The 12,397-nt window shown below is 68.4% G+C and carries 12 protein-coding genes; 7 read left to right on the top strand and 5 right to left on the bottom strand.

Going from position 1 to position 12,397, the window contains the following annotated elements; translation table 11 throughout:
- Nucleotides 1-76 precede the first annotated feature (76 nt).
- A complete protein-coding gene (locus tag HWX14_RS05340; RefSeq protein WP_175881840.1) occupies nucleotides 77-1,444 on the top strand; it encodes an amino acid permease in 1,368 nt (455 codons plus the stop codon).
- Between the two features lie 146 nt (nucleotides 1,445-1,590).
- On the opposite strand, the gene HWX14_RS05345 is transcribed toward HWX14_RS05340, so the two are convergent.
- Nucleotides 1,591-1,752, bottom strand: coding sequence for a hypothetical protein (locus HWX14_RS05345; protein ID WP_006476417.1), 162 nt, complete (start codon nucleotides 1,750-1,752; stop codon nucleotides 1,591-1,593).
- Nucleotides 1,753-1,996: 244 nt separating this feature from the next.
- Between HWX14_RS05345 and HWX14_RS05350 the strand changes: the two genes are divergently transcribed.
- The 3 genes from HWX14_RS05350 to HWX14_RS05360 all read left to right on the top strand — a co-directional run bounded on the left by HWX14_RS05350 (nucleotide 1,997) and on the right by HWX14_RS05360 (nucleotide 5,505).
- On the top strand, nucleotides 1,997-3,040 hold the full coding sequence (locus HWX14_RS05350; RefSeq protein WP_175881841.1) for a Fe(3+) ABC transporter substrate-binding protein: 1,044 nt from the start codon (nucleotides 1,997-1,999) through the stop codon (nucleotides 3,038-3,040).
- Between the two features lie 73 nt (nucleotides 3,041-3,113).
- Complete coding sequence (locus HWX14_RS05355) at nucleotides 3,114-4,727, top strand: iron ABC transporter permease (RefSeq protein ID WP_244130179.1); 1,614 nt, start codon at nucleotides 3,114-3,116, stop codon at nucleotides 4,725-4,727.
- Nucleotides 4,728-4,731: 4 nt separating this feature from the next.
- Nucleotides 4,732-5,505: an ABC transporter ATP-binding protein gene (locus tag HWX14_RS05360; protein WP_175881843.1), complete on the top strand. Its 774-nt coding sequence runs from the start codon at nucleotides 4,732-4,734 to the stop codon at nucleotides 5,503-5,505.
- A gap of 36 nt (nucleotides 5,506-5,541) precedes the next feature.
- On the opposite strand, the gene HWX14_RS05365 is transcribed toward HWX14_RS05360, so the two are convergent.
- From HWX14_RS05365 to HWX14_RS05380, 4 genes are all read right to left on the bottom strand, one after another.
- Nucleotides 5,542-6,012 carry an Lrp/AsnC family transcriptional regulator gene (locus tag HWX14_RS05365; protein WP_006484401.1) on the bottom strand — a complete coding sequence of 157 codons (471 nt, stop codon included), beginning with the start codon at nucleotides 6,010-6,012 and terminating at the stop codon, nucleotides 5,542-5,544.
- Between the two features lie 255 nt (nucleotides 6,013-6,267).
- Entirely contained in the window at nucleotides 6,268-6,909 is a 642-nt protein-coding gene (locus HWX14_RS05370) for an NAD(P)H-binding protein (protein WP_175881844.1), read from the bottom strand.
- A gap of 152 nt (nucleotides 6,910-7,061) precedes the next feature.
- A complete protein-coding gene (locus HWX14_RS05375; protein ID WP_175881845.1) occupies nucleotides 7,062-7,517 on the bottom strand; it encodes an Rrf2 family transcriptional regulator in 456 nt (151 codons plus the stop codon).
- A gap of 90 nt (nucleotides 7,518-7,607) precedes the next feature.
- Entirely contained in the window at nucleotides 7,608-8,036 is a 429-nt protein-coding gene (locus HWX14_RS05380) for a hypothetical protein (RefSeq protein ID WP_175881846.1), read from the bottom strand.
- Nucleotides 8,037-8,232: 196 nt separating this feature from the next.
- Between HWX14_RS05380 and HWX14_RS05385 the strand changes: the two genes are divergently transcribed.
- The 3 genes from HWX14_RS05385 to HWX14_RS05395 all read left to right on the top strand — a co-directional run bounded on the left by HWX14_RS05385 (nucleotide 8,233) and on the right by HWX14_RS05395 (nucleotide 12,172).
- A complete protein-coding gene (locus HWX14_RS05385; RefSeq protein WP_175881847.1) occupies nucleotides 8,233-8,568 on the top strand; it encodes a hypothetical protein in 336 nt (111 codons plus the stop codon).
- Nucleotides 8,569-8,823: 255 nt separating this feature from the next.
- Nucleotides 8,824-10,017 carry an ammonium transporter gene (locus tag HWX14_RS05390; RefSeq protein WP_175881848.1) on the top strand — a complete coding sequence of 398 codons (1,194 nt, stop codon included), beginning with the start codon at nucleotides 8,824-8,826 and terminating at the stop codon, nucleotides 10,015-10,017.
- 190 nt (nucleotides 10,018-10,207) lie between these two features.
- The gene (locus tag HWX14_RS05395) at nucleotides 10,208-12,172 is read left to right on the top strand and encodes an alkaline phosphatase PhoX (protein ID WP_175881849.1); all 1,965 of its coding nucleotides are present in this window, start codon (nucleotides 10,208-10,210) and stop codon (nucleotides 12,170-12,172) included.
- Nucleotides 12,173-12,397: the final 225 nt, after the last annotated feature.

Here is a 12,397-nt window from a genome sequence, read left to right on the forward strand (position 1 = left end):
AAGTTGTATAGACAACTTGACGCAGTCGAACCGGCCCCGCTCGCCAGGTTCGTCGCATAACGATATCGGAGACTCGATGAAAAACTTGCAGCGCCACCTGAGCGCGCGGCACATCCGCTTTCTCGCGCTGGGCTCGGCGATCGGCACCGGCCTGTTCTACGGTTCGGCGTCCGCGATCCAGCTTGCCGGCCCGGCCGTGATCCTCGCGTATCTCCTCGGCGGCGCGGCCGTCTACATGGTGATGCGCGCGCTCGGCGAGATGGCCGTGCGCGAACCCGTCGCGGGCTCGTTCGGCCACTACGCGACCGAGAACCTCGGCCCGTTCGCGGGCTTCGTCACCGGCTGGACCTACACGCTCGAAATGGTGATCGTCGCGATCGCCGACATCACCGCGTTCGGCATCTACATGGGCTTCTGGTTTCCGGACGTGCCGCAATGGATCTGGGTACTCGGCGTCGTCGCGATCATCTGCGGGTTGAACCTGTGCCACGTGAAGGTGTTCGGCGAGCTCGAATTCTGGCTGTCGATCATCAAGGTCGGCGCGATCGTCGCGATGATCGGCGGCGGCGTCGCGATCCTGCTGACCGGCATGCGCTTCGGCCATTCGGCCGACGTGCCGACGTTCGCGAACCTGTGGAACCATGGCGGCTTCCTCCCGAACGGAGTCGGCGGGCTGATCGCATCGCTGTCGGTCGTGATCTTCGCGTACGGCGGGATCGAGGTGATCGGGATGAGCGCCGGCGAGGCGAAGGACCCGGAGCGCGTGATTCCGCGCGCGATCAACGCGGTGCCCGCACGCATCCTGCTGTTCTACGTGCTGACGATGGTCGTGCTGATGTCGATCAGCCCGTGGACGGGCGTCGGCAGCGACGGCAGCCCGTTCGTGCAGATCTTCTCGGCGCTCGGCGTGAAATCGGCCGCGACGATCCTGAACCTCGTCGTGATCAGCGCGGCGATCTCGGCGATCAACAGCGACATCTTCGGCGCGGGCCGGATGATGTTCGGGATGGCGCGGCAGGGCCAGGCGCCGCGCGTGCTGACGACGACGTCGCGCCACGGCGTGCCGTGGGTCACGGTGCTCGTGATGGCCGGCGCGCTGCTGGTCGGCGTGCTGCTCAACTACCTGATGCCGAAGGACGTGTTCCTGGTGGTCGCCGCGATCGCGACGTTCGCGACCGTGTGGGTGTGGCTGATGATCCTGCTGTCGCAGGTGGCGATGCGTCGTCGCCTGTCGCGCGCCGAAGTCGCCGCGCTGAAGTTCAAGGTGCCGCTGTGGCCCGTCGCGCCGGCGCTGACGATCGCATTCATGGGCTTCGTGATCGTGATGCTCGGCTGGTTCGAGGATACGCGCGTCGCGCTGTATGTCGGCGCGGCGTGGCTCGCGCTGCTCGCGGCCGTGTTCTACGCACGGATCCGCCCGAAATTCGCCGCTGCGTCACGTTGACGCACGGCTGACCGGCCCGGAAGGCGCGCCGGTTCCAACGCGCCTTCCGCTGCCCGGTTCCGCGCGGCGCCCGTCGCGCCGGAAGCCGCGGATCGACTCCATCTGCATGCCCAGTGCGCGACCCGACCGGGCCGCGCACCGCCGCGTCAGTGCGACGCCGCGCTCGCGGCCTCGGCCGGATGGGCCTCGTCGTACGCGTGCTTCTGCGAAATCGCGTTGTACAGGATCGTCCCGATCACGAGCAGCACGGCCACGACGATCAGGATGCTCACGTTGCGGACAGGGTTCTTCTTGCGCTGATCGTTCATGGTCGGTGCGGCTCCGTCGAATTCGTCGAAGCGGGCATTCTACGCGCTTGGCGCCCGCGCTGCGCCGCCCGGTTCGCCGATCTCCGCCCCCGGCTTCTCCCCCGCTTTCCGCAAGCTTTCGTTTGTTAATCGTTCCCATTTCGATTTAGAATCCAGAGTCTTTCATTTTGTAATGTTCCAGGTCGCTCGGGCGGCAGGCGCGCCCCGGAACGCTCCCTCGTCCACCTGCCGCACCGGAGTCTCCATGTCGAATCCGCGCACCCGTCTGCTGCCGCTCGCCGGCGCCCTCGCCGTTGCCGCCGCCACTTTCGCACCGCTTGTCCAGGCGGCCGAGGAAGTGAGCCTGTACACCACCCGCGAGCCGAAGCTGATCCAGCCGCTCATCGACGCGTTCACGAAGCAGAGCGGCGTCAAGGTGAACACGGTGTTCGTGAAGGACGGCCTGCTCGAGCGTGTGAAGGCGGAAGGCGCGCAGTCGCCGGCCGACGTGCTGATGACGGTCGACGTCGGCAACCTGCTCGACCTCGTCGACGGCGGCGTCACGCAACCGGTGCGCTCGAAGGCGCTCGACGACGCGATTCCCGCGAACCTGCGCGGCGCGAACGGCGACTGGTACGCGCTGTCGCTGCGCGACCGCGTGCTGTACGTCGAAAAGGACCTGAAGGTCGATGCGTTCCGCTACGAGGATCTCGCCGATCCGAAATGGAAGGGCAAGGTCTGCATCCGGTCGGGCCAGCATCCGTACAACACCGCGCTCGTCGCCGCGATGATCGCGCACGACGGCGAGGCCGCGACCGAGACATGGCTGCGCGGCGTGAAGGCGAATCTCGCCCGCAAGGCGACGGGCGGCGACCGCGACGTCGCGCGCGACATCCTCGGCGGGATCTGCGACGTCGGCCTCGCGAACGCGTACTACGTCGGCCACATGAAGAATGCGGAAGCCGGCAGCGATGCGCGCAAATGGGGCGACGCGATCAAGGTCGTGCGCCCGACGTTCGCGAACGCAAAGAGCGGCGGCACGCACGTGAACATCAGCGGCGCGACGGTGGCGAAGCACGCGCCGCACAAGGCCAACGCGGTGAAGCTGCTCGAATACCTGGTGTCGCCGGAAGCGCAGGCGCTGTATGCGCAGGCGAACTACGAATACCCGGTGCGCGCGAACGTGAAGCTCGACCCGGTGATCGCGAGCTTCGGCGCGCTGAAGGTCGACCCGCTGCCGCTGGCGGATATCGCGAAGCATCGCAAGCAGGCGAGCCAGCTCGTCGACAAGGTCGGCTTTGACAACTGACGCATCGCCTGCTGCCCGCGCTTCTGACGAGCCGCGCGGCCCGCGTCCGCGGCTACGGCCACGCGCGGGCAGCCTGTGGCTGCTCGCGGCGCTGACGATCGCCGCGGCGGTCGCGGCGCCGCTCGCGGTGCTCGTGGCGGCCGCGTTCGACGCCGATCTCGCGCACTGGCGGCATCTCGCCGAATTCGTGCTGCCGCAGGCGCTCGTCAATACGCTGCTGCTGCTCGCCGGGGTCGGCACGATCGTGTCGATCGTCGGCACCGGCTGCGCATGGCTCGTCACCGCCTATGACTTTCCCGGCCGCCGGATCCTGACCTGGGCGCTGCTGCTGCCGCTCGCGGTGCCCACCTACATCGTCGCGTTCGCGTATCTCGACCTGCTGCATCCGATTGGCCCCGTGCAGGGCGCGATCCGCTGGCTGCTCGGCTTCGACAGCCCGCGCCAGTTCCGCCTGCCCGACCTGCGCTCGCTGCCGGGCGCGATCTTCGTGCTCGGCTTCGTGCTGTATCCGTATGTCTATCTGAGCACGCGCGCGATGTTCGTCACGCAATCCGCGAGCCTGCTCGAAGCCGCGCGCACGCTCGGCGCCGGCCGCCTCGCGACATTCTGGCGCGTCGTCGTGCCGCTTGCCCGGCCGGCGATCGCGGTCGGCGTGAGCCTCGCGCTGCTCGAAACGCTGAACGATATCGGCGCGTCGGAATTCCTCGGCATGCAGACGCTGACCGTGTCCGTCTATACGACGTGGATCACGCGCTCCGATCTCGCCGGCGCCGCGCAGATCGCGCTGGCGATGCTCGCGATCGTCGTCGGCATGATCGCGCTCGAACGCTACGGGCGCCGCCGCCAGCGCTACGCGCACGGCCGGCGCATGCGGCCGATCGCGCCGCGCCGCCTGAGCGGCTCGGCCGCGCTCGGCGCCGCGGTGCTCGGCTGGCTGCCCGTCCTGCTCGGCTTCGGCGCGCCGGCCGCGTACCTCGCGGTCGAAACGGCCAAGCGGCTGCACCTCGTCGGCGGCGTGTCCGCGCAACTGATGACGGGGCTCGCGAACACGCTGACGATCGCGACCGCCGCCACCGCCGCGACGCTCGCGTGCGGGCTGGTCGTCGCATGGGCCGCGCGCGCGCGGCGCGACAGCGCCCGTGCGGGCCCGGCCCGGCTGTGCGCGCGGATCGCGAGCCTCGGTTACGCGGTGCCGGGCACCGTGCTCGCGATCGGCCTGCTGATTCCGTTCGCGGCGGCCGACCGGCTGTTCGGCGCGGCGCTCGGCCGCGACGGTCTGCTGCTGATGGGTTCGGCCACCGCGCTCGTGATCGCCTATACCGTGCGTTTCCTCGCGATCCCGGCCGGCGGCATCGAGGCCGGCCTCGCGCGCATCCCGCCGTCGCTCGAGCAGGCCGCGCGCTCGCTCGGCGAGACGGCCGGCGGCACGTTGCGTCGCGTCCACCTGCCGCTGTTGCGGCCCGCACTCACGACGAGCGCGCTGCTGGTATTCGTCGACGCGATGAAGGAGTTGCCGGCCACGCTGCTGCTGCGCCCGCTGAACTTCGACACGCTCGCGACCTGGCTGTATGCGGAAGCCGCGCGCGGCACCTATGAAGAAGGCGCGGTCGCCGCGCTCGCGATCGTGCTGGCCGGACTTGTGCCCGTGATCCTGCTCGCCCGCACCCGTCACAAGATCGGAGCCTGACACCGTGAACCTGCTCGAACTCGACGACCTCTGCGTCGCCTACGACACGCCGCACGGCCGCCGCACCGTGGTCGACGGCCTGAGCCTCGCGCTGCCGCGCGGCGACATCGGCTGCCTGCTCGGCGCGTCCGGCTGCGGCAAGACCACCGTGCTGCGCGCGATCGCCGGCTTCGAACCCGTGCGCATGGGGCGCATCGTGCTGGACGGCACGCCGGTCGCGGCGCCGTCGTTCGACGTGCCGCCCGAGCGACGGCGGATCGGCATGATGTTCCAGGATTACGCGCTGTTCCCGCACCTGAGCGCGGCCGACAACGTCGCGTTCGGCCTGCGGCGCACGCAGAAGGCCGAACGGCGCCGGCGCGTCGCGGCGATGCTCGACCTCGTCGGCCTCGCCGATGCCGGCGACGCCTATCCGCACGAACTGTCGGGCGGCCAGCAGCAGCGCGTCGCGCTTGCGCGCGCCCTCGCGCCGTCGCCGGAATTGCTGCTGCTCGACGAGCCGTTCTCGAATCTCGACGTCGATACGCGCGAGCGGCTCGCGTTCGAGCTCCGCGACATCCTGAAGCACACGGGCCACACCGCGATCCTCGTCACGCACAATCAGGCGGAAGCGTTCGCGATCGCCGACCGGATCGGCGTGATGAAGGACGGCCAGCTCGCGCAATGGGATACGCCGTATGCGCTGCATCATCATCCGGCCAGCCCGTTCGTCGCGGATTTCGTGCGCCGCGACGCGCTGGCCGACGAACGCGCGCGCGCCCTGGCGCGCGGCCGCTGAAGCCGCGCCGCCGGCGCGGCCGCCACGGTGGGCCCGTCAGGCGGGCTCGGCCAGATCGCGCACCGGCAGCGCGGTCGAATACTTGATCTGCTCCATCGCGAACGACGAACTGACGTCGAACAGCGGCACCGTGCGAATCAGTTGCTTGTAGACGCGGTCGTAGTCGTCGATGCCGGCCACGACGACGCGCAGCAGGTAATCGGTCTCGCCGCTCATCCGGTAGACCTCGACCACTTCCGGCATGTCGCGCACCGCCTGCGTGAAACGCTGCGCCCATTCCTCGGTGTGCTGGTTCGTGCGGATCGCGACGAACACGGTCGTGCCGACGCCGAGCTTGCGCGGATCGCACAGCGCGACCTGCGCGCGAATCGCGCCGGTTTCCTTCAGCCGCTGCACGCGCTTCCAGCACGGCGTCTGCGACAGGTTCACGCGCTGTGCCAGCTCCGCGATCGGCAGCGTGGCATCCGCCTGCAGCAGCTCCAGCAGCTTGCGATCGATGGCGTCCATTTCTCCATTCCCTCGTCGATAGAAATTTATTCTATTCATCCTGCCCGACGGGGAACAATATGAAAACTGTCTCGGCGCGTCGACCGGTGTAAATACCGATCCGTCATGCACTCGCCGCGCCAAAGGAAACAGGCGACGCCACCCGCGCGGGTGGAATCGCCTGAAATTGCTGCTCGGCGCGGCGCGGCTTGCGCGTCGCGCCCCGGCCGGCGCTCACACGCCGCCGGCCGTCATGCCGCTCTACCGCTCAATAGCTCAATACGCGACCGTCGCGATCTCGCGCACGAAGCTGTCCTGCTCGAGCGCGTCGACGAACGCGACCGCGTAGTCTTCCGCCGAGATCTTGCTGTTGCCTTGCGCGTCCACGATCAGCTTGCCGACGCCCGTGCGGAACGTGCCCGTGCGCTCGCCCGGCGCGATCAGCGCGGCCGGGGAGAAGAAGGTCCAGTCGAGATCGGTGACCGTCTTCAGGTAGTCGAACGCGTCGCGGTGCGCGAGCGCCTGCGGCTTGTACGCGTCCGGGAAACCTTCGGTGTCGACGAGCTGCTTGCCCGGCGCGACTTCGAGCGAACCGGCGCCGCCCACCACGACGAGCCGCTTCAAACCGGCCTGACGCGTGCCGGCGACCAGCGCCTTCGCGGCGGCGACGACCTGCGCCGCATCTTCCTGCTTCGGGCCGTACGCGCTTGCGACGACGTCATGGCCCGGCAGCGCGGCCGCGATGCTGGCCGCGTCGAACAGGTCGGCCGCCTTCGCGGTGATGCCGTCGCCGGATGCGCCCGGATGGCGCGACAGCGCCGTGACGCGGTGGCCGCGCCGCACGGCTTCCGCCGCGATGCGCGAGCCGATCGTGCCGGTGGCGCCGAACAGCGCGATATTCAACGAACGTTGCGTCATATCGATTCTCCAGAAATAAAAATATGTAACACAGTTAATTACATATAAGACCGAAAAAAACGGGGCGAAGCCCCCCGTTGCACCGGTCGCCGCGCGTACGCGCCGTCCGGCTTCCTGCCCTGCCCTGCCCGCCGTCGGACACCCGTCGGCGGTTACCCGCCGGCGCGCGCCGCCCGTTGCGCGCGCTGTTCCAGATCCAGCATGTCGGCCGTCACGTCGACGAGCGTGCGCGTGGCGAGCGAAGCCTCCATCGCGCGCTGCGCGTCGCCGATATAGCCGGTCAGCACGCCCTGAATGTGCCGCCCGACGAGACACGCCGGATTCGGCGTCTCGCGGTGCAGCGCGAACAGTTGCGCCTCGTCGACCGCGCGATACACGTCGAGCAGCGTGATCTCGCCGGGCTCGCGCGCCAGCAGCGCGCCGCCGCCCGCGCCGAGCTGCGACGTGGTCAGGCCTGCTGCCGCCAGCATCGACAGCAACCGGCGAATCAGCGCCGGATTCGTATTCACGCTGCCCGCGATGATGTCGGACGACAACGGCACGCCTTCCTGCATCGACAGCAAGGCGAGCACGTGAACGGCAAACGCAAACCGGCTGCTGGTATTCATTCCTGACTCACTCGGCGACGCCGGCCCGACCTGCAGCCGGCGACATGTGTAACAATCATAATTACATTTTGAGGATCGTGCAAGCCCGCGTCATTCGCTGCTCGCGGGCTTCGCCCCCGTGGCGCTCTGCTGGCTCCACTGCTGGAGTTTCTTGCCGGCTTCGGCGATCTTCGCGCCCGCTTCGGAAGCCGCATGCGCGACGACCGCGGACGCCGCCGCGTCGATCTGCGCCTGCGCGGCCGACGCGAGGCCGCTCGCGGACAACGGCGGCACGGCCGACGCCGCGGACGCGATGCCGGCCTTCGCCGCGTTGATCTGTTGATTGACGGTGCTCGCCACCTGGTCGAGCGCCTTGGCCGCATTGTTCGCGGCATCGGCGGCCGCGCTCGCGGCCGTATCGGGTTGCGCGGCCGGCGTGCCGGACTTCTCGCAGCCCGCGAGCAACAGCAGCGCACCGGCGGCCACGGCCGCCAGCACGGACCCGGGCACGCGACGCGCCCGCGATGTCTTCATGTTCATCAGCAATCTCCGGCCGCGCGGGGCACGACCTCGTGGTTGGACCGGTGTCGATGATACCGCCTGTGGAACAGGCCCACTGACGACTCACCATTAAAAATGCCTTTCAATTTCGGATTCGTCTGATTCAATCGCAGGCGCCACGCCTCTAAAGTGGGCACGCTTCGATCCGCCTCCTGCGTGCCCCCTTTTCCTCGTCATGGCTTTCCTCATCGATTGGCTCATCGCCCTGGCCGCGCTGCTCGCCGCCACCCTGTTCCTGTGCCTGCGCGCGCCGTCGGCGCGCCGCCTCGCCGAATCCGGACGCCCGCGCCGCATCGCCTGTGCGCGCCTGCTCGCGCAGGCCGTGATCGGTTTCTGGACGGCCGCGCTGATCGTCGCGCAAGGCATCCTCGGCGCCGACGGCGACGGCCAGTCGCTCGCGGGCTTCGCGGCGCTCGCGTTCGCCGCGCTCGGCCTGATGACCGTCGCCGTCTACTGGTCGGCGTGCGCGCTGCGGCTGCGCCGGCCGCCCGCGCTGTTCGCGCGCCACTGACGCGCCAGATCGGTGCGCGGCAACGCGCCGCCGCGCACCGCTTCATTCGTCGTACGCACCAGTTCGGCACACACCGCACCACACGCGTGCGCCCGACGGGCCCGTCGGTCAGTGTCGATCACGCCCCGATCCCGTGCATGATTCACCGGAATGCCGCATCGCACGGTATCCGCGGCACCAATTCCACGCAGCCGTTCACCAGGTTGGCTCGATACTTGCATTCCTCGCCCGTTTTTTGCGCAAGGAAGCCACGGCATGGATGGTCTGAAATCCGGCGTCGACACACTGTTCCTGTTGATCGGTGCCGTCATGGTGCTCGCGATGCACGCGGGCTTCGCATTTCTCGAACTCGGCACGGTCCGCAAGAAGAACCAGGTCAACGCGCTCGTGAAGATCCTGGTCGACTTCTCGGTGTCGACGCTCGCGTACTTCCTCATCGGCTACACGATCGCGTACGGCGTCGAATTCTTCGACGACATCGGCACGCTGTCGCAGCACAACGGCTACGCGCTCGTGCGCTTCTTCTTCCTGCTGACGTTCGCGGCGGCGATTCCCGCGATCGTGTCCGGCGGCATCGCCGAGCGCGCGAAGTTCAACCCGCAGCTCGTCGCGACGCTGATCATCGTCGGCTTCATCTATCCGTTCTTCGAAGGAATCGCCTGGAACGAGCGCTTCGGCGTGCAAGCCTGGCTCGCGCACGCGTTCGGCGCGCCGTTCCACGATTTCGCGGGCTCGGTCGTCGTGCATGCGTTCGGCGGCTGGGTCGCGCTGCCGGCCGTGCTGCTGCTCGGTGCGCGCCACGGCCGCTATGCGAAGGACGGCCGGATCGCCGCGCACCCGCCGTCGAACATCCCGTTCCTCGCGCTCGGCGCGTGGGTGCTCGCGGTCGGCTGGTTCGGCTTCAACGTGATGAGCGCGCAGACGCTCGACAAGATCAGCGGCCTCGTCGCGGTGAATTCGCTGATGGCGATGGTCGGCGGCACGCTGGCGGCATGGATGGCCGGCCGCAACGACCCGGGCTTCACGTACAACGGGCCGCTCGCGGGCCTCGTCGCGGTCTGCGCGGGCTCCGACGTGATGCACCCGATCGGCGCGCTGGTCACGGGCGCCGCGGCCGGTGCGCTGTTCGTCGCGATGTTCACCTGCGTGCAGAACCGGTGGCGCATCGACGACGTGCTCGGCGTCTGGCCGCTGCACGGAATGTGCGGCGCGCTCGGCGGCCTCGCGGCCGGCGTGTTCGGGCTGCCCGCGCTCGGCGGTCTCGGCGGCGTGTCGTTCCTGTCGCAGCTCGTCGGCACGCTCGGCGGCATCGCGATCGCGACCGCGGGCGGCACGCTCGTCTACGGCGCGCTGAAGGCGACCGTCGGCCTGCGCCTCGATCGCGAAGCCGAATTCGACGGCGCCGACCTGTCGATCCACCGCATCTCGGCCACGCCCGAGCGCGACTGAACGCAAACGCTTGCGACCGGCGTGCGTCAGCTCACCTGACGGACGCCCGATTCGTCATTACGTTTTCAATTCAAAAAACTTTCATCTAGCGTCCTTACACTTCCGTCCAGTTTTCAATACGCCTTCGCGAAGCTTGCCGTTCGCCTGCCTCGCGAAGGCCATTCTTCCAACAACCGAAACTGGACTCCACATGCCCGCGTTGCCCAATGCTTCCCGTCGTCAGGCCCTGAAGATCCTCGCCGGCGCGCCGATGCTTCCCCTTTCCGGCCTCGCGCTGCCGGCCCTGCTGACGGGTTGCGGCGGCGACGACGGTCCCGCGTCGACGCCCACCCCGGTCGCCGCTGCCTATACGTCCGCGGCATTCTCGGCGATGGCGGCGCCGACGCTCGACAACGCGGCCGCGATGGCCACGACGACGGTCGGCTCGACGCTGTCGGTGTCGTTCTCGGACGGCTCGTCGCGCAACTTCAAGCTCGCGTACAAGCCGTTCTTCGTGACGGGCGACATGGTGCCGGACGGCAACGGCGGCACGACGCTCGCGGGCGGCTACTACGACATCAACAACCAGCCGATCATCGATCGCTCGGTCGCCGGCAAGGAACGCCAGTTCTATTCCGACTGCCCGGACGGCAGCTCGCTGCTGACGCTGAAGAACGCGAACGTGCCCGGCGTGAAGGGCAACGCGGTGTTCGCGGTCGTGCAGTTCGAATACACGACGCGCGATCAGGCGAGCGCGTCGCAGTACGGCCAGCTGCCGTCGCCGATCGCGGTGATCACGCTCGACCAGGACCCGGCCACCGGCGCGCTGAAGGTCGTGAAGTACCACAACGTCGACACGTCGAAGGCGCACGGGCTGTGGATCACCTGCGGCGCGAGCCTGTCGCCGTGGGGCACGCACCTGTCGAGCGAGGAATACGAGCCGGACGCGACGAAGGCCGCGACCGACGCGCAGTTCAAGGCGTTCAGCAAGAACACGTTCGGCGACGAGACGAAGGCGAACCCCTACCACTACGGCCACCTGCCCGAGATCACCGTGAACCCGGACGGCACCGGCACCGTGAAGAAGCACTACTGCCTCGGCCGCATCTCGCACGAGCTGATCCAGGTGATGCCGGACCAGCGCACCGTGATGATGGGCGACGACGCGACCAACGGCGGCCTGTTCATGTTCGTCGCGGACAAGGCGGCCGACCTGTCGGCCGGCACGCTGTACGTCGCGAAGTGGACGCAGACGTCGTCCGCCGGCGCGGGCACCGCGACGCTCACGTGGATCAAGATCGGCCACGCGACCAGCAGCGAGATCGAAGCGCTCGCGAACACGCTGAAGGCGTCGGACATCATGGACCTGGTGACCGTCGACCCGAACGACGCGAGCTACACGAAGATCCACTTCGGCGGCAAGTTCAACTGGATGCGCGTGAAGCCGGGGATGGAAAAGGCGGCCGCGTTCCTCGAGACGCACCGCTACGCGGCGCTGCTCGGCGGCAGCATGGCGTTCACGAAGCTCGAAGGCACGACCGTGAACGCGAAGGACAAGATCGTCTACACGGCGATGTCGCGGATCGAAACGTCGATGGTCAAGGGCAACGCGGTGTCGCGCGACGTCGCGGTCGACAAGAAGATCGCCGCGGGCGCCGTCTACGCGCTGAACCTGAAGGCCGGCCAGCGCGACACGACGGGCGCCGCGATCGACAGCGAATGGGTGCCGGTCGACATGGGCGCGCCGGCCGCGCTGATCGGCGAGGATCTCGCCGCGGCCGACGCGCTCGGCAACCTCGCGAACCCGGACAAGATCGCGAACCCGGACAACCTGAAGTTCTCCGAAAAGCTGCGCACGCTGTTCATCGGCGAAGACTCGGGCATGCACGTGAACAACTTCCTGTGGGCCTACAACGTCGACACGAAGTCGCTCTCGCGCGTGCTGTCGTGCCCGGCCGGCGCCGAATCGACGGGCCTGCACGCGGTCGACGAGATCAACGGCTGGACCTACATCATGAGCAACTTCCAGCACGTGGGCGACTGGGAATCGCCGCTGCACGACAAGGTCAAGCCGACGCTCGACCCGCTGGTGCGCGCGAACTACAAGGACCGCTTCAGCGCCAGCGTCGGTTACCTGACCGCCGAGCAGACCAGCATCAAGCTCGCGAAAGGCTGACCGCCGCGCACGAGGGGGCGTTGCCCGCCAGCCGGGCGCGCCCGACCGGGCCCCGTACCGGACCCCTTTCTTCATCACCGTTCATTCGTCGGCGCTCCACGCCGTTTGACGCGCGATGCCCCCTGCGGGCGTCGCGCTTTTTTTTGCGCGCGGCAATCGCGCGAGCGGCGCAAACCACGCGCATGCAGACACGAAACGGGGTTTGGACCGGCGTTTCCGGCGATC

The organism is Burkholderia sp. BCC0044, assembly GCF_902832955.1.
GTDB lineage: Bacteria > Pseudomonadota > Gammaproteobacteria > Burkholderiales > Burkholderiaceae > Burkholderia.